Below are 25,069 nucleotides of genomic sequence, written 5' to 3'. Positions count from 1 at the left end.
CACCCCCCCCCGCCACCCCCCACGCCCCGACGCACACCGCCTCCGCCGCCACCTCGGGCAGGCGCTCGCCCCACGGCCGCCCGCGGACCGGCACCACGACCCCAACCGCCACCGCCGCCTGCAGCCCCGACGAAGCCGAAACGCACTCGGCGCCAACGGCATTGGGGCCGACTGCTGTTGGTGGTGCTGTTACTGGCCGTGACGGCGGTCGTGGCCGGTGGCATCTGGATGGACTCGTCACTGCAGCGCATCCCCGCGCTGGCCGATTACGCCGGCCGGCCCGCCGCGGGCGCGGGCACCACGTGGCTGCTCGTCGGATCGGACAGCCGTCAGAGCCTGACCCCTGAACAACAGGCGCAGCTGACCACCGGCGGGGACATGGGTAACGGCCGCACCGACACGATCCTGCTTGTGCACATCCCCGGCATCGCCTCGAGCACCGACACGACGATGGTGTCGATACCTCGTGACTCCTACGTGTCGATCCCGGGCTACGGTAGCGACAAGATCAACGCCGCGTACTCGGTGGGCGGCCCGCAATTGCTCGCCCAGACGGTCGAAGAGGCGACGGGCCTGCGGATCGACCGCTACGCCGAGATCGGCTTCGACGGGTTCGCGACCATGGTCGACGCGGTCGGTGGTGTGACGATGTGTCCCGCCGAGCCCATCAGCGATCCCCTTGCCGGCATCGACCTGCCGGCCGGATGCCAGAAGCTCGACGGCCGCAGCGCGCTGGGGTTCGTCCGCACCAGGGCCACCCCGCGCGCGGACCTCGACCGCATGGTTCACCAGCAGGAGTTCATGTCCGCGCTGCTGCACCGCGCCACCAGCCCGTCGGTGCTGCTCAACCCGCTGCGCTGGTATCCGATGGCCGAAGCCGCCGGCCACACCTTCACCGTCAACGAGGACGATCACGTGTGGAACCTGGCCCGGCTCGCCTGGGCGATGCACGGAGACGTCCTCACCACCACCGTCCCCATCGGGGAGTACTCCAGCGGTGACGCCGGCTCGGTCGTGGTCTGGGACGACGCCCTGGCAAGCCAGTTGTTCGAGGCGCTGCGGACCGACTCCCCGGTACCGCAGGACGTTCTCGACGCGCAGCCCTGACGCACCTCAGCAAACATTCATCCGGGCGCGTAACCGCCGTCACACAGGGTCGACTCATTTAGGTAAACCTGACCTCTGTTAGGTCGACCTTCGCTGACTATGGCCTCTGAGCTGGGATATCGTGGCGTCCATGACCACTGCTGAAGCATCCGACACCAAATTCCACGCCCTGCTGCAAGAGCAGATGCGCAACGAGTTCGGCGCCGCGCAGCAATACCTCGCCATCGCCGTTTACTTCGACGGAGCCGACCTTCCGCAGCTGGCCAAGCATTTCTACCGGCAGTCGGTCGAAGAGCGCAATCACGCCATGATGCTGGTCCAGTACCTCCTCGACCGCGACGTCGAATTCGAGATCCCCGGGGTCGACGCGGTGCGCAACGCCTTCGATGCTCCGCGCGATGCGCTCGTGCTGGCCCTCGATCTGGAGCGCACCGTCACCGAGCAGATCGGCCGGCTGGCCGGCGTGGCCCGCGACGAGGGCGACTACCTCGGCGAGCAGTTCATGCAATGGTTCCTCGGTGAGCAGATCGAGGAAGTCGCGCAGATGACGACGTTGGTGCGCATCGCCGACCGGGCCGGCGACGACCTTTTCCGCCTGGAGGACTTCGTAGCGCGCGAGCTCGGTTCGACGTCGAAGGACGTCGGCGCACCGAAGGTCGCGGGAGGCAGCCTCTGAGCGTCGCGCGGATCTGAGCGCGGCTAATCGCGACCGGCGGCGCCGGCCAGACCGTTCTGCAGCCAATCCTTGGTGCGGCCGGGGTGGTTGGTCGCGGCCCATGCCACACCGAGGTCGCGGCAGTACTGCACGTCCTCGAAATGATCGACGGTCCAGCAGTACAGCGCGCGGCCTTGCGCGGCCGCCCGGTCGACCAACTCCGGATGCTCCCTCAGTGTGGCGATCGACGGCCCGACCGCGGTGGCGCCGACGGTCGTGGCGGCGCTGCCGCCGAGGTAGCGCGACGTCTCGCCGAGCAACACGGTCGGCAACATCGGGGCCGCGCGTCGGATTCGCCACACCGCGGCCGCCGAGAACGACATCACCACGGCGCGCGACAGGTCCGCCGATGCCGGGGAGGCGATCCCGAACCGGTGCAGCAGCGCCAGCACCTTGCTCTCCACCAGCCCACCGAACCGGACAGGGTGCTTGGTTTCGATGAACACCTTGACCGGCCGGTTCCAATCGAGCACAAGAGAGATCAGCCCTTCGAGGGTGAGCAAGCCCGTATCACCTTGCACCTCAACGGCATTGCGGCTTGGATGCCAACCGCCGTAGTCGAGCTCGCGCAGTTGGGCGAGCGTCATGTCGCTGACGAGCCCCGTTCCGTTCGACGTGCGGTCGACCCGTCGGTCGTGCACACACACCAGGTAGCCGTCGCGGGTGAGCCGCACATCGCATTCCACGCCGTCGGCGCCCTGCTGCAGCGCAAGCTCGTACGCCGCGAGCGTGTGCTCGGGACGGTCGGCCGACGCGCCGCGGTGCGCCACGACGAAGGGATGGCCCCCGGGCGTCGGTCCGGAAGTCGCGTTCTCGGCGGCTTCGGAGTCGCCTGTCATAGGGCCTATGCTGCCGGGTCCTGCCCGTGCGACTCAACCGGAGCCTCGGGCTCGGGTCGATCCTCCGCCGGCCTGCTGTCGTCGGGGACGATCACCCAGCGCTTGCTCGGGCGCTCGACCGGCTGCCGTTCGAAACCGGAAACGACCTTCATGGCGAGCAGCAGGGTGGTCAGCGCCAGCAGATAGGCGATCATCGTGGTCATCGTGTTGTCGGCGATTCCCTGCGCATCGCGGGTGAAGCTGGTCGCGATCGACCAGATCGACACCGCGTAGCTGGCTACCCACGCAAGCCACCACACCGCGATCGGCCTGCGCAGATAGCTGAGCCGCTCCTCGACGCCCGCCAGTTCGAGGACGAACACCGGCGCCCAGAACAGATTGACGAACGGGAGCAGGCAGCCGGCCTGGAGTCGCCAGGAGGATCGAGGGTCCGTCGTTCCCCGGTAGGTGTAGGCGGCGGCCCGCCTGGCGATGAGCCAGTTCGTCAGCACGATGAGGCTGGCCACCACCATGAACGCGGCAACGACGCTGAGTACGACACCGAACCAGGTCGCGATCGCGGCGATCCACGGGGGCAGCAACACCGACCGGTTGATGATCAGCAGCACGTAGCGCGCGAGGTGGATCAGCGCCGCGGCGCCCAGCACCGCCATCGTCAGGAGCAGCGTGCCCGTCACCATGCCCGGCGACGGGCCGCGGCGCGGCGCCTCCTGCTGTTGGTCAACCGGCGCGGGCTGGTCGACAAGTCCCCATCGCGGGATGGTCGCGTAGCGAGGTGTCGGGCCGAGCGCGCGCTTCGGGCGCCGCGGATGCGGCGGTGCGCCCGGCCGCACGGCGATCCAGCGGTATCCCGGTGGCAGCTGCGGCCGTGGGCCGGGCGCTGCGGCCGCGGACCGTGCGCTCCACTGGGCGTTCGCGGTGTCCGGCGCAGACGCCGATGGCGGCATCAGCGATCCGTTGCACCGCGGACACCACGTCCGGCGCCGGTCGCGCACGTTCCACCGGGTTCCGCACGCCGAACACACCTGAATCATTTCGCTCCTCGCGCGCGCGGAATCACTTCACTCCTCGCCCGACCATTCGACCAGCGTAGCGACGATGCGTCAGACCACACCCGGCCCGCCGTCGTCGGTCACGATCGGTCGGCCGGCACCGGCCCAGGCGAACATGCCGCCGCTGACGTTGACCGGTGAATAGCCGTTCCTGGCCAGGTACTGCGCCACGCTCTGCGACCGCCCACCGGCTGCGCAGATCACGAACACCTGCGCGTCGACGTCGATCTCCGCCAGACGCGCTGGGACCTGTCCCATCGGGATGTGCCGCGCATCCGGGGCATGCCCGCGTGCCCACTCATCGTCTTCGCGTACGTCGAGCAGGATCGCGCCGGCGTCGAAGGTCGTCGGCACGTCGGCGACATCGACCTGCGCGATTTCAGCCTCGTTCATGCCTCAATGCTGACATGCCGCCGGCCGGCTCGCGGCGACAGCAATGACCACCTATCCACAATTTCCACAGGTTCATCCACAAGCCGCGACATCGGAGAACCCGCCTTGAGCCGCTGAATCTGTGTTTTTCCTGAGGATCGCTGTGGATAAGCGGTCGACGTTTGGGCGCTCCCATCAACAGGCGGTCGGGCGGCGAGCGAAATCCCTAGTCCCGCTAACCGCGACTTGAGCCGGCCGCACCCACATTCCGTGGTGCGCGCGAGCCGATTTTTCCGGTTCGACGCAAGGGGCTATGATCGGCGTCACAACCAGCAGTTGTGATAGATCTCACCCGGGGGAACGTGGAACATGCAGGTCAGGAGGGGTTCATGACATCTTCGATGGGATCGGGTTCGGCGATGCCCCCCACGAAGTGGCAGTCCTCGACGCCCGCCGCCTACAACCGCAGCCAGCTGATGGCGTTACTGCGCGCCGGCGTGATCGCGCTGGTGCTCCTGGTCGTGCTGGCCCTGATCGTCCTGTTCTGACGACGAGCCGCCGACTCCTTCGCGAGGATACGACTTCTTCGCGACAACACGACAAAGCCGCCGGGTCTATGACTCGGCGGCTTCTTGGTGTCGAGAAGGTTTTCAGGCGGGCGGATAGACACCCATCTGCTTGCCCTTGTCGGTCTGCCAGAAGATGTCGGCGATCTCGTCGATCGTCTTGAGCAGCTTCTCGGCGACGGCGACATCGAGCGACTTCTTGACGTCGCCCGCGCCGTGCACGCCGTCCCAGAACAGCTGATGCAGGTTGGGGAACTGCTCGAAGTGATCCTTGGCGAAGAAGTCGGCCCACAGCACCATCAGGTGATGTTTGACCTCCTCGGCCTGCCGCTCCTTGATGATGATGCAGCGCGCGCGGAAGTGCTCATCGTCCGAGTCGTGGTACTTCTGGATCGTCTTGAGGCACGAGAGCGCCTCGATTTTGGCCTGCGCGGGGTCATAGACGCCGCAGTAGAGATCGCAGTGGGCATGGGCAGGGGTCGCGTGGTTCAACAATCGATGCAGCATGTACCTAACCTACCCTTTGGAGGTGCGCCGCAACCAGACACCGCGACGCTGGCCTCTGCGGTTGTTCCGAGTGGTCGACGACTCGATGCGCCCGACGGTCGGCCCAGGGGATGGCCTATTGGCCCTGCGGGGCGGGAGCATTCGGCGCGGGCAGCTACGGGTGTTCCCGGATCCGCGGCGTTCGACACGGTGGCTCGTCAAGCGGGTCGGCGATGTCTACGCCGACGGTCGCGACGTGATCTTCGAAGCGCGCTCGGACAATCCGGGCGCCCCCGGTGCCGTCGACTCCCACGAATTCGGTTGGGTCCCCGCGGCCGATTCGTATCGCGTGCTGTGGACTGCCCGAGCCAATTCCGGTGATTAGCAGTCGTGTCCACTTGCGTGCCAGCCGAGTTCTGCCGCATGCTGAGCAAATCGACCCACTGGCGTGTCGGGCCATCAGTCGGCCAGAGGCCGGCGTCCGAACACCGATGGCGCGGAGGCGATATGGAGAGGGAGTCGGGCAAGGCGATCGAGATCGCCCCCTTTCATTCACGCGGTTCACTCAAGGGATTCGTCATCTCGGGTCGCTGGCCGGATTCGACCAAAGAGTGGGCTCAGTTGCTGATGGTCGCCGTGCGCGTGGCATCGCTTCCCGGGTTGTTGTCCACGACAACGATTTTCGGTGCCCGTGAAGAGCTGCCCGACGAGCCTGAGCCCAATACGGTCGGCCTCGTCCTTGCCGAGGGCACCGTGGTCGGTGAATCAGCGGTACCGCCAGGTTATTTCGCCGAGCACCAGCCGCCGGCCCTGTTGATGCTGCATCCCCCGTCGGAAACCACACCGTCACTGCCGGAGTGCAGCGGCGCGGCCTCCGGTTGCGTGTTGCTGCCCGGCCTCCCCCATCTCGGCCTCGAGCACCGCGCAGCATGGGTGGAAGCCGAATCCGATGGAACAGTGACCTCCATGGTGAGCCGCGTCGGCGTGGACCCGATCAGCCACCCGGACACCGCGATCCTCGCGATGCTCCTTGCGGCATAAGGGCTTTCGAAGCATTTGATTCGGGTTCCTGAACGGTGGATTCGGGTGCCCGAAACCCTACGTGACACTGGCACATCCGCGCGATCGAAGCTATGGTCGGGTCAGTAAGCGAAGGGGAGTAGCCCCCAATCGTCGTGTCGACATACTGGCGCAAGCCCGGCCGGCGAACCACACATCCGAGGTGGTGGGCGAGACCTTCGACCGAAGCCGGCGGGGCATGAACATCGCTACGTCGGCGACGCGTCGAAAGGGTCGTCTAAATGCTCGCCGCCATCGTGGTCAGCCTGGCCGTGGTCTTCGTCGCCGAACTCGGCGACAAGTCGCAGCTGATCACCATGACCTACTCGCTGCGGCACCGATGGTGGGTCGTGCTCTCCGGGGTCGGGATCGCCGCGATGCTGGTTCACGGCCTGTCCGTCGCGGTCGGACACTTCCTCGGGGTGACGCTGCCCGAACGCCCGATCGCGTTCGTCGCCGCCATCGCATTCCTGTTGTTCGCGGTGTGGACGTGGCGCGAAAACGGGCACGACGACGAGGTCCGGATCGCAGAGCCGCGGTTCGTCGTCCCCGCGATCGTGTCGTCGTTCGTGCTGGCCGAACTCGGCGACAAGACGATGCTGGCCACCGTCGCCCTGGCCAGCGAACACAGTTGGGCGGGGGTGTGGATCGGCGCGACTGCGGGCATGGTTCTGGCCGACGGTGCCGCGATCGCTGCGGGCAGACTGATGCACCGCAGGCTGCCGGAGCGGTTCCTGCACGGCCTGGCCAGCGTGCTGTTCCTGCTGTTCGGGCTGTGGCTGCTGTTCGACAGTGCGCTGGGGTTGCGGTGGGTTGCGGTGGCGGTCACCGCTTCCGTCACCGTCGCGGTGCTGGTGATCTGGCTCATCCGCCGCCGCAGTGCACCCGTACCGTCCGGGGCACCCCAGCCGTCGACCCGGGCGTCCTGACCTCCATTCGCGCGCTCGGCGACCGCTCGCGCGGGCTCCCGCGACCATCCGCGCGGCACTTGGCAAACGCTGCGTTCGGCTCGAATGCATACAACTGACGTTGCCGGCGGCGGTCAGCGGGTTTCCTGCGCACGCGGTGCACGGCACCATGGCAAAACTAGCTCGACATGGCAAAACTAGCTCGACGAAGTGACTGTTGTTTGCTTCGTCGCACCGTATGGTAGAGGCGTCGGCGCACGGGGAACACGCGGTAGCCGGCAAGTAGCGGGCCTTGAACGCGGGGGCTGGTCAACTTTTCCCGGGTTTGCACTTGGTTGTTGCCACAACACTCGCTACGATGATCAGCAAATACGCCGCTTGTACACCGCTCGTCCAATGCATGTGGAGGTCATATCGATGAGCACGACGTTCGCCGCTCGCCTGAACCGGCTGTTTGACACGGTCTACCCGCCGGGACGCGGCCCGCACACCTCTGCTGAGGTGATCGCGGCACTGAAGGCCGAGGGCGTCACCATGTCCGCTCCGTACCTCTCGCAGCTGCGCTCGGGCAACCGCACCAACCCCTCTGCCACCACCATGGCCGCTCTTGCCAACTTCTTCCGGATCAAGCCGGCCTACTTCACCGACGACGAGTACTACGAGAAGCTCGACAAGGAGCTGACCTGGCTCGCCAGCATGCGCGACGAGGGTGTCCGGCGTATTGCCGCACGCACCGTCGGCTTGTCGCCGGAGGCCCAGCAGGACATCGTCCAAAAGGTCGATGAGCTGCGTCGCCGCGAGCATCTGGACGATTAGCCCGGTGCGGCTCGCCGCGTCATAGCTGGCGAAGCGGGGCCGCGCTACCAGCTACGTCGCTTGACCCGTCGCGCCATCGCGACGGGTCAGTGCTCTGTACTGCTCGGCGATCTCCAGAATCCACTCGCGGTCGGAATATTCGCTGGGTTGGTTCAACCAGCCCAGGCCCGGAAAATCGACGCGCTTGTCCTCCGATGCGCGGTCGGCGGTTCCCGAATGGATCCACTCGGCGATCGCCCGGGCCTGTTCCTGCGGCGGAACCGGCGGGGACTCGAGGTCCGCCTCGTCCAGGTCGGCATCATCGCCGGAAATTGAACCGTCGCCGGACACCGCACCGCGCGGGTCGACTCGAAGCTTGCGCCGGTGTTCGGCGGCCGTGGCTTCCAAGTAGAGCGCGTCGGAGATCAACGACATCCGTTCCGCCACCCGGAAGACGAGGGGTCCCCGCGGGCGGACACCGATGCCGATGTCGGGGTGCCTGCGGCCCAGTTCGGTGAGGATCGGCTGGATCGCCCGCAGTTCGCGCCTGGCGCCGAACCAGTCCTCGATGCTGGGTAGCAGCGATCCCGCGGCGACGACCAACATCGCGCAGCCCAGGAGCGTCGCCGCGGCCCCGACGCCGACCGGTCCGCCGCGGTCGAGAGCACGCAGGAAGAAGAAGGCCGACGCCACCACGATCAGCACGATGCCGATCGTGAACACGAATAGCGCGCGCCCGCGGCGGCTGCGGTTCGAATAGCGCAGCCCAGCCCACGAGACCAACGACAACGCCAGGAGCACGTAGAGCAGCGGCAGCAACCACGGCAGCGTGTTCCCACCGCCGCTGAGGTTGCGCTGCAGGTATTCCTGGGGCGACATCTCGGGCTGGCGGCCTGCGGAGAAGAAGGCCACACCGGTCACCACGGCGATCACCGCCGCAACGCTGTACTGCGCCACCGCGATCCTGCGGATGGTCGCCGGTTTGCGCACCGACGACACGGTCGTGATCATCACGCAACTGCCCGCGGCACACGCGACGAGCGCCACCTGGGACAACCCCAGGGAGATGTTGGGCCAGCGCAGCAACCGGTCGATGAGCAGGGTCAGGGGTTGCCAGTTCAGCGCGGCTATCAAGGCCAGGCTCGCCAGCGCGACGATCATCGCGGTGCTCACCAGGCTCTGCTTATTGACCAGCGCCCATCCGATGCGGAGTCCGGTGGCCAGTCCGAGCAGACCGGCGATCACCCAGACGATCAACCAAACGCCTCTCCGAGCCGCACCTGCACGATCGACGAGCGGTCCGACGGAAGCCGGCCCAGGCGGTACAGCAGCAGGGCCGCGAAATCCTCCGCCTCCTGCTCGGCCTCCTCACCCGCCGGACCCATACAACCGGTCCGCTGGTTGAGCATGTAGCTGATGAGATCGGAGCTGGCGAACTCCGTGCTCTGTTCGGCGGCCTGCGCGACGGGGATACCGTCGTGGCCCAGCACCAGATGCCCCAGCTCGTGGGCGAGGGTGCGGTCCCACGCGGGTAGGCCCTTCTGGATCAGGAACACGTCGTGGTCGTTGTACTGACGCCACTGCCCACAGACCCCCGGCGGCAACTCCGCCATCTTGAGCTCGATGGGTCGCTTGCGGTCTTCGCTGACGGCCTCGACGAGTCGGGTCAGCGACACCTCCCCGTGCCGCGGCGCCAGTTCGAGCACGGCCCCGACCGCACGGGTGACACGGCGGTTAGCTGGCATGGATCCCCCTTCCGACCCGTTCACTATGCGCTTTCCGCCCTCTTGACGGGCGGCTTCGAAGTCAGTTCGCGAACGTTGCGGTCTGTATAAGCATGCCCTCAATACGCCATGCAGCCAAGACGGATCCGGTGCTCGTTTCCCGGCGCCGAGCCGCCCGCGGCCCGAGCGCTCCGAACGATAGGGTTGTGCTGCACCGAGAACCTGCACAGCCATGACGTCAGCAACCGAGAAGACCGCCGGGAGGCAGCCGGGATGAGCCCGTTCAAGCGACACAAAACTCGCGCCACCCGCAGGGCCGAGGCCCGCGCGATCAAGGCGAAGGCGAAACTGGAGGCCAAGCTGGCCGCCAAGAACGAAGCTCGTCGCATCAAGTCTGCCCACCGGGCCGAGGCCAGGGCGCTCAAGGCGCAGCTCAAGGCCCAGCGCGACAGTGACCGCGCAGCCCTGAAGGTGGCCGAGACGCAGCTGAAGGCCGCCCGCGAAGGCAAGCTGTTCGCCCCCGGCCGGATCCGTCGCATGCTCACCGTCATCCGCCTACTCGCGCCGATCGTGGTGCCCGTGGGCTACCGCGCGGCCATCGCCGCGCGCGGCTATGCCGATCAACGCCGGGCGGACCGGCTCGGTGTTCCGCTCAGCCAGGTCGGCCAGTTCAACGGTCACGGCGCCCAGCTGTCGGCGCGCATCTCCGGTGCCGAACAGTCGTTGCGGCTCGTCTCCGATAAGAAGCCGAAGGACGCCGAGACCAAGCAATTCGTCGGGGCGATCACCGAGCGCCTCGGGGACCTGTCCGCCGCGATCGCCGCCGCCGAGCACATGCCGCCGTCGCGGCGCCGGTCTGCGCACGCCGCTATCGAACGGCAACTCGACGGAATCGACGCCGACCTGATGGCTCGGCTCGGCGTGAGCTGAGCTGAAAGTGTCGCCGTCCGGCTCCGCAGCCCGCCTTCGTGGCGCGGTTGCGGGGCTGCTGACGGCGACGCTCGCGTCGGCCGCACACGGTTACGGCGGTGCAGAGCCGCCGGGCGGTGCCGCGATCGTGGCGCTGGTCATCGTCGCCGCGACCGTCGGCACATCGACCGCCACCCTCTCCGCCGGTTCGAAAACGCCTGTCCTGCTTGCGATTCTGGCGTCAGGTCAGATCGCCGGCCACATCGTGCTCGGCGCCTCCGGGCATATCCATGCGACGCAGACCGCGACGATGATCGTCGCCCACACCGTGGCGGTCTGCGTGGGGGCGGTGCTGATCGCGGCCGGCGAACGACTGAGCCGGGCGCTGTCGCGTGTAGTGCGTGTGGCGGTGCGCGTGGTGTGCCCGCCTGCCGCACCGCAGGGCCGTCCGATCGTGCGGCGGGCCCAACAACCGCTTCGCTCTGCGCTGCTTCTCGCCGCTTCGGTATCTGATCGCGGGCCGCCGGTCGCCCCCGCGTTCTGATCCACATACCAACGGCTCGAGAAAGACACATTCGATGAGAACCATCACCAGGTTGCCCCGTCGTGCCCTCACCACCGTCGCCGCCGGTGCGGCCCTGCTCCTGTGGCTGACGATCGGAATGCTGGCCACCGCGGGCACCGCGTCCGCGCATGCGACCCGCATCGCGTCGGACCCTGCGGAGAACAGCCGGCTGACGGAGGCACCGGAAACGGTGTCCGCCACGTTCAGCGAGGCACTGCAGCCGCAGTTCGCGGCCATGACCGTCGTCGGCCCCGACGGCAACCTGTGGTCGACCGGCGAACCGCAGGTCCAGGGCGCTGTCCTCAGCGTCGGTGTGCGCTCACTCGGACCGACCGGGCGCTACACCGTGAACTACCGGGCCACGTCGGCCGACGGGCACGTGGTCAACGGGTCCTGGTCGTTCGAGCTGAGCGTGCCGGGAACCGGGACACCGGGCCCGTCGGCGGCCGCACCGGCGCAGGCCCCGGCCGATGACGGCATCCCTGTATGGCCGTTCTTCGCGGGAGCGGTCGTCATCATCGGCGCAGGCGCGGTGTGGGCGGTGCGGCGCCGCTCGTGACCCGTCGACGCACCGTGGTCGTCGGGGTGGTGCTCGCGACCGCGGCGACAGGCCTGACCTGGGGGCTAACCTACCCGCAGGGGTCGGTGGGTGCGACCGCGGTGCGGGTGGTGGCCGACTGCGCAGGCGTCGTCACGCTGGGCCTGGCGGTGGTGCCGGTACTCGACGGTGAGCGGCACCGCAGCGAGTTGTTGGCCCGCTCGACGCGACCGCTGGCAGTCGCCTCGGTGCTGTGGCTGCTCGCCGAGTTGACCCGGCTGATCGTCGCGGCCGCACAGGCCGCCTCGCTACCGGTGTTCCGCCTCGGCGTGCAGACCACCGCCGACTTCGCCACGACCACCGCGGCGGGGCGGGCGGGCATGCTCGCGCTCGCCGCCGCGGCCGCCATAGCCGTGTCGGCGCTCGTCGCACCGCGGACGGCGTCGTGGAATGTCGCGGTGATCGGCGCCGCGGCGGTCGGAGTCGTCGCGCGCCAGCTGACCGGGCACTTCGCGAACAGCCCGCTGGGTGGTGTGGCGGTCACCGTGCATACCCTCGCCGCCGCATTGTGGGTCGGGGCGCTGGCGGCGCTGGTGCTGACCGTCGACCACCGCGGACAGTGGGCCCGGATGCTGCCGCGCTTCTCCGCACTGTCGCTGGTCTGTGTGGCGGTGCTGCTGGTCGGCGGGGGCGTCGGCGCCGCGCTCCGGTTGGGCACACCGGCCGACTTGTACGCGACCGGTTACGGGCGGCTGGTGTCGGCCAAGATCGCGGTGACGGTCGCGCTCGTCGTCCTCGGCTGGCGAAACCGCACGATGTGGCTGCCCGCCGCACGGTCGCATCGCGCCACGGCGGTGGTCTCCCGAACCCGGGCGCAGGTCGAAACCGCGGTGATGCTCGTCGCGCTGGTCCTGGCCGCTGGTCTGGCCGTCACGGGGTAGTGCCATAGCCGGCCTGGCATGATGGACCGATCGACTTCCGGCCGCACGCTCGGCCGGCCTGGCGACCAGACACTGCAAAGGAGCAGCCCGATGGCAGACCAGCAGGGCCGACCCGACGAACAGCCGCACAGCACACCACCGGCGGATCAGTCGACCCCGCAGCCCGCTGCCGCGGAGTCGGCGAGCGTCTCCCCCGACCCGCTGATCCCTCCTCCGCCGGCGAAGAAGACACCCGCCAAGAAGGCTCCCGCCAAGAAGGCCGCCAAGAAGACTCCCGCGAAGAAGGCGGTGAAGAAGGCCGCACCGGCGAAGAAGTCGCCCGCCAAGAAAGCACCCGCCAAGAAGGACCCGGTAAAACAGGCGCCGGCGAAGAAAGCACCCGCGACTGAACCCGCCGCTACCGGCAAAGATGTTGAGTCTGCCGCGAAAGTGACTGCTGCGCAGGCGAAGTCGACGGTCGCTGCTGCCAGCAATCCGGTGGCCGGGCCGCCGCCGACGCCGTTGATCGGGCCCGAGCCCTCACGGTTGCCGGTTGCGGCGGCCATCGCTGCGGGTGTGCTGGCGATCATCGTCGTGCTGCTGATCCGCCGGGGAAGCGACGAGGGCTGACGAAAAACGCTTGACCCTCACGCCGCGTCAGGGTCGATAGTGGCGCTATGGACGCCATGACCGTCGGCGCGGTGGCCACCCTCACGGGTGTCTCGGTACGCACCTTGCACCATTACGACCACATCGGTCTGGTGGTGCCGAGCGTGCGCACCGCGGCGGGCTACCGCGGCTACACCGACGCCGACATCGAACGGCTGCATTTGGTGCTGGTGTACCGGTCGGTCGACATGCCCCTCGAGGAGATCCGCGCCCTGCTGGATGGGGATGGGGATGTGCTCGACCATCTCGAGCGCCAGCACCGGCTGTTGCTGGACCGTGCGGATCGGCTGCAGCACACGATCAAGGCAGTGGAGGAACTGATGAGCTCACATCGCAGTGGCATACAACTGACCGCCGACGAGCAGGTCGAGATCTTCGGCAGCGCGGTGTTCGACGAGTACGCCGCCGAATCCGAGGAGCGGTGGGGAGGCACCGACGCGTGGAAACAGTCGCAGCAGCGCACCGCGCGAATGACCAAGCAGGACTGGATCGAGCTCAAGGCCGACAACGATGCGCTGTTAGCCGCGCTGGCCGAGGCGCGCCGCGACAGCGTCGTACCCGGCTCAGAGCGTGCGAACGAGCTGGCCGCCTGGCATCGCGCAAACATCGAGCGCTTCTACGACTGCGACCACACGATGCAGGTCTGCCTGGCCGAGATGTACCTGGCCGACGAGCGGTTCACCCGGTACTACGACGACGTCGAGCCGGGGCTGGCACGATTTGTGCACGACATCATCGTGGCTAACATCGACCGGTGAGCATCGAACCCCGCCCCACCGCCGACCTGGTCGACGACATCGGCCCCGACGTGCGCAGCTGCGATCTGCAGTTGCGCCAGTTCGGCGGGCGCGCGGAGTTCGCCGGCCCGATCGTCACCGTGAAGTGCTTCCAGGACAACGCGTTGCTGAAGTCCGTGCTGTCAGAACCGGGTGACGGCGCAGTGCTCGTGATCGACGGCGACGGGTCGCTGCACTCGGCGTTGGTCGGCGACGTCATCGCCGGCCTCGGCGTCGAAAACGGCTGGGCCGGCCTGATCGTCAACGGCGCGGTCCGTGACTCCGCGATGTTGCGCACCCTAGACATCGGCATCAAGGCGCTGGGGACCAATCCGCGTAAGAGCACGAAAACCGGTGCCGGAGAACGCGATGTCGCGGTCGAGTTCGGCGGTGTCGTGTTCCAGCCGGGCCACATCGCTTACAGCGACGACGACGGCATCGTCGTGGTCGCCGAACCGGACTGATCGCGAACCGTACACCAGGGTCGTCAATATTGGGGAATCACAGCCCTGGTGTACATCTCGCGAGCGAAGTTAGGCCGAAGCCTTCACCGAGGCACGGTGTTTGGTGAACTCCAGCGCCTCGTCGTCGACCTTGCCACGACGAATCAGCCGCAGGTCGAGCAGGTAGTTCTGCTTGAGCCGCCACGGCGGGACATGTCCGGCCTTCGGCAGGTAGTCGAGCGCGCGCAGGACGTAACCGGGGGTGAAATCCATCAGCGGGCGTTCGTCGACGCTGTTGCCGGGATGCATCGGTTCGAAGCGGTCGAATCCCTCGGCGTCCATGTAGTTCAGCACCCGGCAGAAGAACTCGGAGACCAGGTCGGCCTTGAGCGTCCATGACGCGTTCGTGTAGCCGATGGTGAACGCCATGTTCGGCATGTGGGTCAGCATCATGCCCTTGTAGGCCATGGTTTCGTTCAGCTCGATCGGCTCGCCGTTGCGCATGATCGCCGCGCCGCCGAACAGCTGCAGGTTCAAACCCGTTGCGGTGATGATGATGTCGGCCTCGAGCTCCTCTCCGGAGGCGAGCTTGATGCCCGTCTTGGTGAACCGCTCGATGGTGTCGGTGACGACATCGGCCTTGCCGTGGCGGATCGTCCGGAACAGATCGCCGTTGGGCGCCAGGCACAGCCGCTCGTCCCACGGGTTGTAGCGGGGTCCGAAGTGCTTTTGCACGTCGTAGCCCTCGGGCAGCCGGCGCTGCGCCATGGTCATCAGCTGCTTGCGCATGAAGTTCGGGAACCGGCGACTGATCTGGTACTGCGCGGACTGGAACAGGATGCTCTTCCAACGGTTGAGCACATAGGCGGGCTTTTCCGGCAACGTCTTTTTCGTCCGAACCGCGAACGGATCCACGTCGGGCAGCGACCCGACATAGGTCGGTGAGCGCTGCAGCAGCGTGACGTGCCCGGCACCCGAATTGGCCAACGCCGGGATCAGGGTGACCGCGGTCGCGCCGCTGCCGATCACGATGATCTTCTTGCCCTCGTAGTCGAGGTCCTCGGGCCAGTGCTGCGGATGGATGACGGTGCCCTCGAAGTCGTCACGGCCGACGAACTCCGGGGTGTAACCCTCGTCGTAGTTGTAGTAGCCGCTCGCGGCGAACAGGAACGACGCGGTGATCTCGGCTTCCTCTCCGTCGCGCTCGACGCGCACGGTCCAGTGGTTCTTCTCATCCGACCAGTTCGCGGACAGCACGCGATGCTGATAGCGGATGTGCTTGTCGATGCCGTACTCGGCCACTGTCTCCTTGAGGTAGGCCATGATCGACGGCCCGTCGGCGATCGCCTTCTCCGAGGTCCACGGCTTGAACCGGAAGCCGAGTGTGAACATGTCCGAGTCGGAGCGGATACCCGGATACTTGAAGAGGTCCCAGGTACCGCCGAGATTCTCCCGGCGCTCCAGGATGGCGTAGGTCTTGCCCGGGCAGCGGTCCTGCAGATGCCAGGCGGCGCTGATGCCGGAGATACCGGCGCCCACGATGACGACGTCGAGGTGTTCGCTCATGGTACCGGAGCGTATCAACGGTATGTCGAGTTAGTCAACGGGGTGTCGATAATCTCGACACCGTGTAAAGTCAATCGACGTGACCACCGTCAGCCAGTCCCGCGGACCGCGGGGACGTCGCTCCGGCCGCCCCTCCGGCGACGACCGCGAACACGCGATTCTCTCGACACTCGAGACGCTGCTCGAGGACCGCTCGCTGGCTGACATCTCGGTGGACGACCTGGCCAAAGGCGCAGGCATCTCCCGCCCCACGTTCTACTTCTATTTCCCCTCGAAGGACGCGGTGCTTCGTGCGCTCGTCGAGCAGGTCATCGCCGAGGCCGACGGCAACGCCGACGACGCGATGGGCGGCATGGGTCCCGCGGTGGATCCGGCCGGAGTCTGGAAGGCCATCAACGCGTTGTTCAGGACGTTCGGTGCGCACCGCGCCGTGACCCTTGCGGGCGCCGCCGCTCGGCCCACCAATCCCGACGTGCGCGCGCTCTGGTCGCGCTTCATGCAGAAGTGGATCGACCACACCACCGCGTCGATCGAGAGTGAACGCGCGCGGGGTGAGGCGCCTGAGACCATCCCGGCGCAGGACCTCGCGACGTCGCTGAACCTCATGAACGAGCGCACAATGCTCGCGGCCTTCGCGTCCGAGCAGCCCGCGGTCAGCCCCGACCAGCTCGTCGACACCCTCGCCCACATCTGGGTCACCAGCATCTACGGCACCACTGGCCACTAGTCGGACATCGATGCGAACATATGTTCGTGTCGACTGGTTTCGGGGCAGCGGCGGCGAGCATCCTGCACGCTGACCTCGATTCGTTCTACGCCTCGGTCGAGCAGCGTGACGAGCCATCGCTGCGCGGCCGGCCGGTCATCGTCGGGGCAGGTGTGGTGCTCGCCGCCAGCTACGAGGCCAAGGCATACGGCGTGCGAACCGCGATGGGCGGACGAGAAGCCCGCCGACTCTGTCCGCACGCGATCGTCGTGCCTCCGCGCATGTCGGCGTATTCACAGGCCAGCCACGACGTCTTCGAGGTGTTCCACGACACCACACCGGTGGTCGAACCGCTGTCGGTCGACGAGGCGTTCCTCGATGTGTCGGGGCTGCGTCGGGTGTCGGGCAGCCCGGTCGAGATCGCCGCGCGGCTGCGGGACCGGGTCCGCGAAGAGGTCGGGCTGCCCATCACGGTCGGGATCGCGCGGACCAAGTTCCTGGCCAAGGTCGCCAGCCAGGAGGCCAAACCCGACGGGCTGCTGCTCGTCCCGCCCGATCGTGAACTGGCATTCCTGCACCCGTTGCCGGTTCGGCGATTGTGGGGTGTCGGCGCCAAGACCGCCGAGAAGTTGCACACCTACGGCATCGAGACCGTCGCCGACGTCGCCGAGCTCAGCGAGCCCACTCTCGGATCCCTGGTCGGGGCGGCGATGGGCAGCCGGTTGTTCGCGCTGTCGCGCAACATCGATCGCCGTCGGGTGGTCACCGGCGTGCGCCGGCGCTCGGTCGGCGCGCAGCGCGCGTTGGGCCGGCGTGGCAACACGATGTCGGCGCAGGAGATCGACGCGGTCGTCGTGAACCTGATCGACCGCATCACCCGGCGGATGCGCAAAGCCGGCCGGACCGGTCGCACCGTGGTCCTGCGACTGCGCTTCGACGACTTCGGCCGCGCCACCCGGTCGCACACGATGCCACGGGCGACCGCGTCGACCGAGGTGATCCTGCACGCCGCCCGAGGCCTCATCGCCGCGGCGGCGCCGCTGATCGCCGAGCGCGGTCTGACCCTCGTCGGGTTCGCCGTGTCCAACATCGATCGCGACGGTGCACAACAGCTCGAGCTGCCGTTCGAGGAGAGCCACGACACGACCGCGGTCGACGAAGCGGTCGACCAAGTGCGTCAGCGGTACGGCAATTCGGCGGTGACCCGCGGTGTACTGCTGGGCCGCGACACCGGTCTCGAAGTGCCCCAGCTACCCGACTGACCCGGGCCTGCCCTTGCGCGGCTGGGCCTTCTTGGCCGTCGTCTTCTTCGCCGCCCTGCCGGGCTTCGGCGGGGGGTTGGCGGCTTCCGTTTTCGCCGACTTCATCGGCGGGACAGCCTTTTTCGCCGGCGTCTTCTTGGCGGGAGTCTTGGTGGCGGCCTTCTTCGCGGCCGTCTTCTTTGCCGGAGCCTTCTTCACCGGCGCCTTGGTCGCCGCCTTCTTGGCGGGCACCTTGGTCACCTTCTTGGCAGGCACCTTCTTCGCCGGTGCCTTCTTGGCCGGTGCCTTCTTCGCCGGTGCCTTCTTGGGTGCAGCCGATGACGGTGGCGCGGACGGCGGTTGGATCTGCTCGGCCTGGTCCTCGGGCTCGCCGCTGACGCGTCGCACGAGGCGCCCGGCCGTCTCGCCCGCAGCGGTCGCGAGCTCTGCGGCACGCGCGCCGAGCGCCGCGGCCGTCTCACCGATAATTTTTCTCACAGTGACCCTGTACCCCGTTCGGGGCAGTTAACCGCGGGCGATTCTCATGATCCGGCCCACGTCAGCAATTCCTCGGCGGGCCAGGTGTTGACGATGCGGTCGACCGGCACCTCGGCATCGAGCGCACGTTGCGCGCCGTAACCGAGAAACTCCAGCTGCCCGGGTGCATGCGAATCGGTGTCGATCGAGAACAGGCACCCGACCTCCAGCGCCAGCTTGAGCAGTCGGGTCGGCGGGTCACGCCGCTCGGGTCGAGAGTTGATCTCAACGGCCGTTCCATGGTCCCGACATGCCGTGAACACCTTCTCGGCGTCGAATTTCGATTCCGGCCGCATCCCACGTCCTCCGGTGACCAGGCGGCCGGTGCAGTGGCCCAGCACATCGGTGTGTGGGTTGGTGACCGCCTTGAGCATCCGGCGCGTCATCGACGGGGCGTCCATCGCCAGCTTCGAATGCACGCTGGCCACCACGATGTCCAGCCGCTCGAGCAGTTCCTCCTCCTGGTCGAGAGAGCCGTCCTCGAGGATGTCGACCTCGATGCCGGTCAGAATCCGCAGCGGAGAGACCTTCTCGCGCAACTCGTCGATCACGTCGAGTTGTTGGCGCAGCCGCTCGGGCGACAGGCCGTTGGCGATCCGAAGGCGCGGCGAATGGTCGGTCAGCGCACAGTACTCGTGTCCCAGATCCCTTGCCGCCGACATCATTTCCTCGATGGGGGCCGAGCCGTCCGACCAGTTCGAATGCACGTGCAGATCGCCACGCAGCGCGGCGCGGACGTCACCGCCTCCGAGATCCTTTGCATTGGACCGCAATTCGGTCAGCACTTCGGGTTCGCGCCCGGCCCATGCCTGCGCGATGACCTTCGCGGTCTTGGGGCCGATGCCGGGCAGCGACTGCCAGCTGTTGGCGGTGCCGTGGCGGTCACGCTCGGCGTCGGAGAGGGCTTCGACGACGTCGGCGGCATTACGGTAGGCCATCACCCGGCGAGGGTCCTCGCGCGCACGGTCCTTGTAATAGGCGATCTGCCGCAGGGCGATGACGGGGTCCACCACTCCAGTGTGCCCGTTTTGCTCCTTCGAACCGAAGCTCGATATAGTGGATTGCGAATATGTTCAATCCATCAAGTACTGGGATCCATGCCACACCGCTTCCCCGGTAGCCCCGAGCTACCGCTCTACGAGATCAAGGCCAACCTCTTCAAGGCGTTGGCCCACCCTGCGCGTATCCGTGTCCTCGAGATTCTGTCGGCGAACGACAGGCCGACGTCGGTCAGCGAGATACTCGCCGAAACCGACCTCGAACCCACGCTGCTGTCTCAGCATTTGGCCGTGCTCAAGCGTCATCACGTGGTCTCGGCGCAACGCATCGGCAATTCGGTCATCTACGATCTCGCTCACCCCAAGATCTCCGAACTGCTGGTCATCGCTAGGGCTTTTCTCGCTGACGTCCTCGGTGCCCACCGGGATCACTTGGCGGCATTCGAGGCCCTGCCGCCGCTGGGTCACGGCAAGTGAACCTCACCCGACTGCTCCCGAGCCGCCGCGACTATGCCGAGCTGCCTCGGTCGTGGCGGCGCGACATCCTCGCCGGAATCACAGTCGGCGTGGTTGCCTTACCACTGGCCTTGGCATTCGGCATCAGCTCCGGCGTCGGCGCGGCGGCCGGCCTGATCACTGCCGTCGTTGCCGGGTTGGTCGCGGCCGTCTTCGGCGGGTCGCACGTGCAGGTGTCCGGACCCACCGGCGCGATGGCCGTCGTGCTTGCGCCGATCGTGGCCCAGTATGGCCTGGGCAGCATCGCCCTCGTGACCGTGCTGGCCGGGCTGCTCGTGCTCGCCGCCGGAATCACGGGTCTGGGCCGGGCAGTCACGTTCATCCCCTGGCCCGTTATCGAGGGGTTCACCCTGGGCATCGCCGCCATCATCTTCCTTCAGCAGGTACCCGCCGCGTTCGGCCAAGCGAGCCCCGCCGGCGGCCGCACACTGTCCGTCGCGTGGAACGTTGTCCAACAAGCGGATTGGTCCTCAGCCGCGCCGACGTTGGCGGTGGTGGCCGTTGTCGCGGCCCTCATGGTGACGCTGCCGCGTCTGCACCGCAGCATCCCGGAGTCACTGACGGCCGTGATCGTCGTGACAATAACCGTTGTAGCCCTTGACATTCCGGCTGCGAGTATCGGCGGGCTCCCATCGCATCTTCCCGCACCCGTCCTACCGCAGGTGGACCCCGCCGCAATGCGGACCCTCGTCGGTGCCGCTTTGGCGATCGCCGCGCTGGCCGCGATCGAGTCCCTGCTGTCGGCGCGCGTGGCCGCCACGATGGCCGCGACGGGTCCGTACGATCCGGACCGCGAACTGGTGGGCCAGGGCCTGGCTTCGGTCGCATCGGGCGCCTTCGGTGGGATGCCTGCGACCGGCGCCATCGCCCGGACCGCGGTCAACGTTCGTTCCGGCGCGCGTACCCGGGTCGCGGCCATCGTGCATTCGCTGGTTTTGCTCGCAGTCGTCTACCTGGCCACCGGACCGGTTTCCGCAATACCCTTGTCGGCCTTGGCCGGCGTACTGATGGTGACCTCGTTCCGGATGATCTCGTTGTCCACCATTCGCAAGATTCTGCGGTCCACCCGCTCGGACGCGGTGACGTTCGCGCTCACCGCCGCGATCACGGTGTGCTTCGACCTCATCGAGGCCGTGCAGATCGGCGTCGTCGTCGCGGCGTTCTTCGCGCTGCGCGGCGTCGCGCGCCGGAGCAGCGTCACCCGGGAGGAGCTTCCGGGCCCCAGCCGCCCCGGCGACGAGCAAATCGCGCTTCTGCGCCTCGATGGAGCGATGTTCTTCGGAGTGGCCGAGCGCATCTCGAACGAGATCACCGATACGGGCGAGGCGCGCACCTCGGTGGTGATCATTCGGCTCAGCCAGCTGGGCATGCTCGACGCGACCGGCGCGAACACTCTGGCTCATATCGCAACCGAGTTGGAGTCACGCGGCATCACGGTGATCATCAAAGGTGTCCGGCCCGAACACATGAGCCTGCTCGCCAACGTCGGCGTTTTCGACTCACTCCGGCACGAGAACCACTTGATGGACTCGCTCGACGAGGCGATCGATCACGCGCGAACGCACGTCAGCGCTCGGGTGCTTTGACCGCCGCTTGGTGGATCGCGCCGTGCACGAGCGCGGCGACTTCGCCGTGGGTGGAGCCGCCGGCCAGGAAGAGCATCTCGTCACCGGCTTCCAACACGTCGTCGGGCCGGGGCAAGACGATCCCGCTGGCGCGGATGATGACCGCCAGCGCGGTGTTCTCCAGCAACGGCAGGTCGCGCATCCGCTGACCGACCAGCGGATCACCCTCGGGCAGCGTCAGTTTGGCCAGGCTGACCTGCCCGTGCCGTAGCTGCATCAGCCGCACCACGTGGCCGATGTCGATGGCGCCCTCGATCGCCGCCACCAGCGCGCTCGGTGCGGAGACCGCGACGTCGACGCCCCACGCCTCGGTGAACAACCACTCGTTGCGCAGGTCGTTGACCCGAGCCACCACGCGGGTGACCCCGAACTCCGTCTTGGCCAACAACGCGGCTGCCAGGTTCACTTTGTCGTCGCCGGTCGCCGCGATCACCACGTCACACATCTGCAGCCCGGACTCTTCGAGCGAGGACAACTCGCACGCGTCGGCGAGCAGCCATTCGGCGTCGGGGACCGTCCGCGGTTCGTAGTGCCGCACGTCGTGTTCGATCAACAACACCTTGTGGCCGTAGTCGATCAGTTCCTGCGCCACCGATCGGCCGACTGCCCCGGCACCGGCGATGCCGACCCGCATCATCGTCCGCTCCTCGACGCGCTGCGATGCGTCGAGTTGCCGCCAGCGGAGCCGTATCACGCACTCATACTTACCCATCGCGGCGGATTTGGGCGCAGCTAACGGGTCAGACTGCCCGGTCACCGCCCGTGGTAGGTGTTTTACTGCCTCTCACACCGCCCACCCGGTCCCGAACGGGGATGAAAATGACCCTCGAGCAGCTCTATCTTGTGCTGCTGATCGCTGGGGTGGTGCTGCTGGCGAGCATCGTCGCCACCAGGGCCGCCAGCCGGGTCGGGCTGCCCAGCCTGCTGCTCTTCCTCTTCGTCGGCGTCATCGTCGGCGAAGACGGGCTGGGGCTGGACTTCGACAACTATCTGCTCGCCGACCACTTGGGCACGGTGGCGCTGGCCGTCATCCTCGTCGAAGGCGGCCTGACGACCCGGTTCTCCGACATCCGGCGCGTCCTCGCGCCTGCCGGTTTGCTCGCGACAGTCGGCGTCGCGGTCAGCATGCTCATCACGGCCGCCGGGGCGCACCTGCTGCTGGGTATCAACTGGCAGCTGTCGCTGCTGCTCGGCGCGGTCGTCTCCGTCACCGATGCCGCGGCGGTGTTCTCGGTGCTGCGCGTGGTGCCCCTGCCCCGCCGGGTGGCGGGCTTGCTGGAAGCCGAGTCCGGCTTCAACGACGCCCCCGCCGTCATCCTCGTTCTGATGTTCAGCGTGGCCCCGCTCGAGCTGTCGCCCGTGCACGCGCTCACCGAACTGGTCTACGAGCTGGTGGTCGGTGCGGCGATCGGGATCGGCGTCGGCTATCTGGGCTCGATGGCGTTGCGCCGCATCGCGCTTCCGGCGTCGGGACTGTATCCGTTGGCAACGTTCGGGCTCGGCATGGTCGCGTTCGCGGCAGGCGGCACCGCACACGCCAGCGGGTTCCTCGCCGCGTATGTGGCCGCGGTCGTGCTCGCCAATACCGGGCTGCCTCACCGGTCGGCGACGCGGTCATTCGCCGAGGGTCTCGGCTGGCTCGCTCAGATCGGACTGTTCGTCCTGCTCGGCTTGCTCGTCGACCCCAGTGACCTGGCCGCGGAGGTGGTGCCGGGCATCGTGACGGGTCTGGTGTTGCTGCTCGTCGCCAGGCCGCTGTCGGTGTTCGTCTCCCTGGTGTGGTTCCGGATCCCTTGGCGCGAACAGATTTTCGTCTCCTGGGCGGGTCTGCGCGGCGCCGTCCCGATCGTGCTGGCCACCTTCCCCATCGTGGGCGGTGTGCCCGACAGCGTCCGCCTTCTCAACATCGTGTTCATCCTGGTGGTGGTGTTCACACTGGTGCAGGGCCCCAGTCTGCGTTTCGTCGCGCATCGGCTGGGGCTGATCTCGAAGGAGGCGACGCGGGAGATCCAGGTGGAGTCGGCGCCCCTCGACGTGCTGGACGCGGAACTTCTGACGATGACGGTGCAGGCGCCGTCACGGTTGCACAACGTGACGGTGCTGGAATTACGGCTACCCGATCCGAGCGTGATCACGTTGATCATCCGCGACGGCCGCACCTTCGTGCCGCAGCCCGACACCCGCATCGCGATCGGTGACGAGCTGCTGATCGTCACCACCACCAAGACGCGTGCCGTGGCCGAACGCCGCCTGCGTGCGGTGAGCCGCCGCGGCAAGCTCGCGTACTGGTTCGACGAATTCGGCGAAACCGATTAGCCGCGCGGAGGACTCGGCGCACAGCTCGCTGCCGGGCACTCGGGACTAACCTCGGTTCAGTGAGGTTCGCTTTCAAGACATCGCCGCAAAACACCACGTGGGCCGACATGCTCGCGGTGTGGAAGGCCGCCGACCAGATCGACGTGTTCGAATCCGGCTGGACGTTCGACCACTTCTACCCCATCTTCTCCGACTCCACCGGCCCGTGCCTGGAGGGCTGGGTGACGCTCACCGCGCTCGCGCAGGCGACCGAGCGGTTGCGCCTCGGTGTGCTCGTCACCGGCATCCACTACCGCCACCCCGCGGTGCTGGCCAACATGACCTCCGCGTTGGACATCGTGTCCGACGGCCGACTCGAGCTCGGTATCGGCGCGGGCTGGAACGAGGAGGAGTCCGAGGCGTACGGGATCGAGTTGGGTTCCATCCGTGAGCGGTTCGACCGCTTCGAGGAGGCGTGCGAGGTGCTCACCAACCTGCTCAGCCAAAAGACCACGTCGTTCGACGGGAAGTTCTTTCAACTGAAGGACGCTCGTAACGAGCCGAAAGGCCCGCAGCGGCCGCATCCCCCGATCTGCATCGGCGGCAACGGCGAGAAGCGCACGCTGCGCATCACCGCCCGATACGCCCAGCACTGGAACTTCGTCGGCGGAACGCCGGAGGTATTCGCCCGCAAGCGCGACGTGCTGGCCGGCCACTGCGCCGACATCGGACGGGATCCGGCCGAGATCGTGCTGTCGGCCCACGTGCGGCTGGACCCCGACCTCAACTACGACAAGGCGCTGTCCGAGGCCGCGGCACTGGGACGGGAGGGTCTGGATCTGGCGATCATCTATCTGCCGCCGCCGCACGATCCGGCTGTGCTCGAACCGCTGGCCGACGCGATCGCCGCGTCGGGCCTACGGCGTTAGCCGTCGTTTCTGACGGTCACGAAAATATAACGATTTGGCAAACGCGCGGTGGCAGCGCTTCAGCGCGAGGGAGTTCGCGCTTTCCAGTTCGCTAGACGCCGTAGAGACGAAGCTCGTCGGCAGTGATGAGGCGTTCGGCCTTGGCCGGGAATTCGCGGCTCTTCAGCGGATGACGGAGGAGTGACCAGGCGATTCGGCTGACCCGAGACCGGG

At 67.4% G+C, this 25,069-nt stretch carries 30 protein-coding genes; 20 read left to right on the top strand and 10 right to left on the bottom strand.

Features of this window, described 5'->3' with window-relative positions:
- The first annotated feature begins 177 nt into the window (after positions 1-177).
- Both AU192_RS07070 and AU192_RS07065 read left to right on the top strand, forming a co-directional pair.
- Entirely contained in the window at positions 178-1,107 is a 930-nt protein-coding gene (locus AU192_RS07070) for an LCP family protein (RefSeq protein ID WP_064395076.1), read from the top strand.
- A gap of 130 nt (positions 1,108-1,237) precedes the next feature.
- A complete protein-coding gene (locus AU192_RS07065) occupies positions 1,238-1,783 on the top strand; it encodes a ferritin (RefSeq protein ID WP_064395091.1) in 546 nt (181 codons plus the stop codon).
- 23 nt (positions 1,784-1,806) lie between these two features.
- Here AU192_RS07065 and AU192_RS07060 read toward each other — a convergent pair whose 3' ends face one another.
- The 3 genes from AU192_RS07060 to AU192_RS07050 all read right to left on the bottom strand — a co-directional run bounded on the left by AU192_RS07060 (position 1,807) and on the right by AU192_RS07050 (position 4,106).
- Positions 1,807-2,661 (bottom strand): glycerophosphodiester phosphodiesterase, encoded by an 855-nt coding sequence (locus tag AU192_RS07060; protein ID WP_064395075.1) that lies wholly within the window; start codon positions 2,659-2,661, stop codon positions 1,807-1,809.
- 5 nt (positions 2,662-2,666) lie between these two features.
- A complete protein-coding gene (locus AU192_RS07055) occupies positions 2,667-3,695 on the bottom strand; it encodes a DUF4328 domain-containing protein (RefSeq protein WP_064395074.1) in 1,029 nt (342 codons plus the stop codon).
- Between the two features lie 69 nt (positions 3,696-3,764).
- Positions 3,765-4,106: a rhodanese-like domain-containing protein gene (locus AU192_RS07050; RefSeq protein WP_064395073.1), complete on the bottom strand. Its 342-nt coding sequence runs from the start codon at positions 4,104-4,106 to the stop codon at positions 3,765-3,767.
- 368 nt (positions 4,107-4,474) lie between these two features.
- Here AU192_RS07050 and AU192_RS25650 point away from each other — a divergent pair, with 368 nt between their 5' ends.
- A complete protein-coding gene (locus tag AU192_RS25650) occupies positions 4,475-4,633 on the top strand; it encodes a hypothetical protein (RefSeq protein WP_156616872.1) in 159 nt (52 codons plus the stop codon).
- A 102-nt stretch (positions 4,634-4,735) separates the two neighbouring features.
- Here the strand turns inward: AU192_RS25650 and sodN are convergent, their stop codons facing one another.
- Positions 4,736-5,158 carry a superoxide dismutase, Ni gene (gene sodN, locus AU192_RS07040; RefSeq protein WP_064395071.1) on the bottom strand — a complete coding sequence of 141 codons (423 nt, stop codon included), beginning with the start codon at positions 5,156-5,158 and terminating at the stop codon, positions 4,736-4,738.
- An 85-nt stretch (positions 5,159-5,243) separates the two neighbouring features.
- On the opposite strand from sodN, the gene AU192_RS07035 reads away from it, so the two are divergent.
- From AU192_RS07035 to AU192_RS07020, 4 genes are all read left to right on the top strand, one after another.
- Positions 5,244-5,522 carry a S26 family signal peptidase gene (locus AU192_RS07035; RefSeq protein WP_242656917.1) on the top strand — a complete coding sequence of 93 codons (279 nt, stop codon included), beginning with the start codon at positions 5,244-5,246 and terminating at the stop codon, positions 5,520-5,522.
- Positions 5,523-5,644: 122 nt separating this feature from the next.
- The gene (locus tag AU192_RS07030; RefSeq protein WP_064395070.1) at positions 5,645-6,178 is read left to right on the top strand and encodes a hypothetical protein; all 534 of its coding nucleotides are present in this window, start codon (positions 5,645-5,647) and stop codon (positions 6,176-6,178) included.
- A 260-nt stretch (positions 6,179-6,438) separates the two neighbouring features.
- A complete protein-coding gene (locus AU192_RS07025; RefSeq protein ID WP_064395069.1) occupies positions 6,439-7,125 on the top strand; it encodes a TMEM165/GDT1 family protein in 687 nt (228 codons plus the stop codon).
- A 396-nt stretch (positions 7,126-7,521) separates the two neighbouring features.
- Entirely contained in the window at positions 7,522-7,920 is a 399-nt protein-coding gene (locus tag AU192_RS07020; RefSeq protein WP_064348517.1) for a helix-turn-helix domain-containing protein, read from the top strand.
- A 51-nt stretch (positions 7,921-7,971) separates the two neighbouring features.
- Here the strand turns inward: AU192_RS07020 and AU192_RS07015 are convergent, their stop codons facing one another.
- Both AU192_RS07015 and AU192_RS07010 read right to left on the bottom strand, forming a co-directional pair.
- Complete coding sequence (locus tag AU192_RS07015; protein WP_064395068.1) at positions 7,972-9,156, bottom strand: hypothetical protein; 1,185 nt, start codon at positions 9,154-9,156, stop codon at positions 7,972-7,974.
- Positions 9,153-9,644 carry an ImmA/IrrE family metallo-endopeptidase gene (locus tag AU192_RS07010; protein WP_064395089.1) on the bottom strand — a complete coding sequence of 164 codons (492 nt, stop codon included), beginning with the start codon at positions 9,642-9,644 and terminating at the stop codon, positions 9,153-9,155. Before AU192_RS07010 ends, AU192_RS07015 begins: the two co-directional genes overlap by 4 nt.
- Before the next feature lie 252 nt (positions 9,645-9,896).
- Between AU192_RS07010 and AU192_RS07005 the strand changes: the two genes are divergently transcribed.
- From AU192_RS07005 to rraA, 7 genes are all read left to right on the top strand, one after another.
- A complete protein-coding gene (locus AU192_RS07005; RefSeq protein ID WP_064395067.1) occupies positions 9,897-10,553 on the top strand; it encodes a DUF6474 family protein in 657 nt (218 codons plus the stop codon).
- 7 nt (positions 10,554-10,560) lie between these two features.
- A complete protein-coding gene (locus tag AU192_RS07000; protein ID WP_064395066.1) occupies positions 10,561-11,076 on the top strand; it encodes a hypothetical protein in 516 nt (171 codons plus the stop codon).
- Positions 11,077-11,110: 34 nt separating this feature from the next.
- Entirely contained in the window at positions 11,111-11,656 is a 546-nt protein-coding gene (locus AU192_RS06995; protein ID WP_064395065.1) for a copper resistance CopC family protein, read from the top strand.
- Positions 11,653-12,576 carry a copper resistance D family protein gene (locus tag AU192_RS06990; protein ID WP_064395088.1) on the top strand — a complete coding sequence of 308 codons (924 nt, stop codon included), beginning with the start codon at positions 11,653-11,655 and terminating at the stop codon, positions 12,574-12,576. Before AU192_RS06995 ends, AU192_RS06990 begins: the two co-directional genes overlap by 4 nt.
- 90 nt (positions 12,577-12,666) lie before the next feature.
- On the top strand, positions 12,667-13,185 hold the full coding sequence (locus tag AU192_RS06985; RefSeq protein WP_064395064.1) for a hypothetical protein: 519 nt from the start codon (positions 12,667-12,669) through the stop codon (positions 13,183-13,185).
- A 47-nt stretch (positions 13,186-13,232) separates the two neighbouring features.
- Entirely contained in the window at positions 13,233-13,982 is a 750-nt protein-coding gene (locus AU192_RS06980) for a MerR family transcriptional regulator (protein ID WP_064395063.1), read from the top strand.
- The gene (gene rraA, locus AU192_RS06975; protein ID WP_064395062.1) at positions 13,979-14,464 is read left to right on the top strand and encodes a ribonuclease E activity regulator RraA; all 486 of its coding nucleotides are present in this window, start codon (positions 13,979-13,981) and stop codon (positions 14,462-14,464) included. Before AU192_RS06980 ends, rraA begins: the two co-directional genes overlap by 4 nt.
- A gap of 69 nt (positions 14,465-14,533) precedes the next feature.
- Here the strand turns inward: rraA and AU192_RS06970 are convergent, their stop codons facing one another.
- A complete protein-coding gene (locus AU192_RS06970; protein ID WP_064395061.1) occupies positions 14,534-16,009 on the bottom strand; it encodes a flavin-containing monooxygenase in 1,476 nt (491 codons plus the stop codon).
- Between the two features lie 79 nt (positions 16,010-16,088).
- Between AU192_RS06970 and AU192_RS06965 the strand changes: the two genes are divergently transcribed.
- Together AU192_RS06965 and dinB are read left to right on the top strand one after the other, a co-directional pair.
- On the top strand, positions 16,089-16,736 hold the full coding sequence (locus AU192_RS06965) for a TetR/AcrR family transcriptional regulator (protein WP_064395060.1): 648 nt from the start codon (positions 16,089-16,091) through the stop codon (positions 16,734-16,736).
- 20 nt (positions 16,737-16,756) lie between these two features.
- Entirely contained in the window at positions 16,757-17,977 is a 1,221-nt protein-coding gene (dinB, locus tag AU192_RS06960; RefSeq protein WP_064395059.1) for a DNA polymerase IV, read from the top strand.
- On the opposite strand, the gene AU192_RS25775 is transcribed toward dinB, so the two are convergent.
- Both AU192_RS25775 and AU192_RS06950 read right to left on the bottom strand, forming a co-directional pair.
- A complete protein-coding gene (locus AU192_RS25775; protein ID WP_207544911.1) occupies positions 17,966-18,454 on the bottom strand; it encodes a hypothetical protein in 489 nt (162 codons plus the stop codon). The two genes, dinB and AU192_RS25775, sit on opposite strands and share 12 nt — an antisense overlap.
- A gap of 44 nt (positions 18,455-18,498) precedes the next feature.
- Positions 18,499-19,503: a PHP domain-containing protein gene (locus tag AU192_RS06950; protein WP_064395087.1), complete on the bottom strand. Its 1,005-nt coding sequence runs from the start codon at positions 19,501-19,503 to the stop codon at positions 18,499-18,501.
- 87 nt (positions 19,504-19,590) lie between these two features.
- On the opposite strand from AU192_RS06950, the gene AU192_RS06945 reads away from it, so the two are divergent.
- Together AU192_RS06945 and AU192_RS06940 are read left to right on the top strand one after the other, a co-directional pair.
- On the top strand, positions 19,591-19,968 hold the full coding sequence (locus AU192_RS06945) for an ArsR/SmtB family transcription factor (protein ID WP_064395057.1): 378 nt from the start codon (positions 19,591-19,593) through the stop codon (positions 19,966-19,968).
- Positions 19,965-21,593, top strand: coding sequence for a SulP family inorganic anion transporter (locus AU192_RS06940; protein WP_120275474.1), 1,629 nt, complete (start codon positions 19,965-19,967; stop codon positions 21,591-21,593). Before AU192_RS06945 ends, AU192_RS06940 begins: the two co-directional genes overlap by 4 nt.
- On the opposite strand, the gene AU192_RS06935 is transcribed toward AU192_RS06940, so the two are convergent.
- Positions 21,574-22,266 (bottom strand): potassium channel family protein, encoded by a 693-nt coding sequence (locus AU192_RS06935; protein WP_064395086.1) that lies wholly within the window; start codon positions 22,264-22,266, stop codon positions 21,574-21,576. The genes AU192_RS06940 and AU192_RS06935 overlap by 20 nt on opposite strands.
- A 185-nt stretch (positions 22,267-22,451) precedes the next feature.
- Between AU192_RS06935 and AU192_RS06930 the strand changes: the two genes are divergently transcribed.
- Positions 22,452-23,948 (top strand): potassium/proton antiporter, encoded by a 1,497-nt coding sequence (locus tag AU192_RS06930; RefSeq protein ID WP_064395055.1) that lies wholly within the window; start codon positions 22,452-22,454, stop codon positions 23,946-23,948.
- Between the two features lie 59 nt (positions 23,949-24,007).
- A complete protein-coding gene (locus tag AU192_RS06925; protein ID WP_064395054.1) occupies positions 24,008-24,856 on the top strand; it encodes an LLM class F420-dependent oxidoreductase in 849 nt (282 codons plus the stop codon).
- Positions 24,857-25,069 lie beyond the last annotated feature (213 nt).

The organism is Mycobacterium lehmannii, from assembly GCF_001499925.1.
GTDB classification, from domain to species: domain Bacteria; phylum Actinomycetota; class Actinomycetes; order Mycobacteriales; family Mycobacteriaceae; genus Mycobacterium; species Mycobacterium lehmannii.
Note: the sequence above shows the minus strand (reverse complement) of the source record. Positions and strands in the feature narration are given on the sequence as shown.

Bases quoted from the DNA above. Each gene is read 5' to 3' on its own strand.
- AU192_RS07065 (WP_064395091.1), top strand. From the start codon at position 1,238: ATGACCACTGCTGAAGCATCCGACACCAAATTCCACGCCCTGCTGCAA.
- AU192_RS07060 (WP_064395075.1), bottom strand. From the start codon at position 2,661: ATGACAGGCGACTCCGAAGCCGCCGAGAACGCGACTTCCGGACCGACG.
- AU192_RS07055 (WP_064395074.1), bottom strand. From the start codon at position 3,695: ATGATTCAGGTGTGTTCGGCGTGCGGAACCCGGTGGAACGTGCGCGAC.
- AU192_RS07050 (WP_064395073.1), bottom strand. From the start codon at position 4,106: ATGAACGAGGCTGAAATCGCGCAGGTCGATGTCGCCGACGTGCCGACG.
- AU192_RS25650 (WP_156616872.1), top strand. From the start codon at position 4,475: ATGACATCTTCGATGGGATCGGGTTCGGCGATGCCCCCCACGAAGTGG.
- sodN (WP_064395071.1), bottom strand. From the start codon at position 5,158: ATGCTGCATCGATTGTTGAACCACGCGACCCCTGCCCATGCCCACTGC.
- AU192_RS07035 (WP_242656917.1), top strand. From the start codon at position 5,244: ATGCGCCCGACGGTCGGCCCAGGGGATGGCCTATTGGCCCTGCGGGGC.
- AU192_RS07030 (WP_064395070.1), top strand. From the start codon at position 5,645: ATGGAGAGGGAGTCGGGCAAGGCGATCGAGATCGCCCCCTTTCATTCA.
- AU192_RS07025 (WP_064395069.1), top strand. From the start codon at position 6,439: ATGCTCGCCGCCATCGTGGTCAGCCTGGCCGTGGTCTTCGTCGCCGAA.
- AU192_RS07020 (WP_064348517.1), top strand. From the start codon at position 7,522: ATGAGCACGACGTTCGCCGCTCGCCTGAACCGGCTGTTTGACACGGTC.
- AU192_RS07010 (WP_064395089.1), bottom strand. From the start codon at position 9,644: ATGCCAGCTAACCGCCGTGTCACCCGTGCGGTCGGGGCCGTGCTCGAA.
- AU192_RS07005 (WP_064395067.1), top strand. From the start codon at position 9,897: ATGAGCCCGTTCAAGCGACACAAAACTCGCGCCACCCGCAGGGCCGAG.
- AU192_RS06995 (WP_064395065.1), top strand. From the start codon at position 11,111: ATGAGAACCATCACCAGGTTGCCCCGTCGTGCCCTCACCACCGTCGCC.
- AU192_RS06985 (WP_064395064.1), top strand. From the start codon at position 12,667: ATGGCAGACCAGCAGGGCCGACCCGACGAACAGCCGCACAGCACACCA.
- AU192_RS06980 (WP_064395063.1), top strand. From the start codon at position 13,233: ATGGACGCCATGACCGTCGGCGCGGTGGCCACCCTCACGGGTGTCTCG.
- AU192_RS06970 (WP_064395061.1), bottom strand. From the start codon at position 16,009: ATGAGCGAACACCTCGACGTCGTCATCGTGGGCGCCGGTATCTCCGGC.
- dinB (WP_064395059.1), top strand. From the start codon at position 16,757: ATGTTCGTGTCGACTGGTTTCGGGGCAGCGGCGGCGAGCATCCTGCAC.
- AU192_RS06945 (WP_064395057.1), top strand. From the start codon at position 19,591: ATGCCACACCGCTTCCCCGGTAGCCCCGAGCTACCGCTCTACGAGATC.
- AU192_RS06935 (WP_064395086.1), bottom strand. From the start codon at position 22,266: ATGCGGGTCGGCATCGCCGGTGCCGGGGCAGTCGGCCGATCGGTGGCG.
- AU192_RS06930 (WP_064395055.1), top strand. From the start codon at position 22,452: ATGACCCTCGAGCAGCTCTATCTTGTGCTGCTGATCGCTGGGGTGGTG.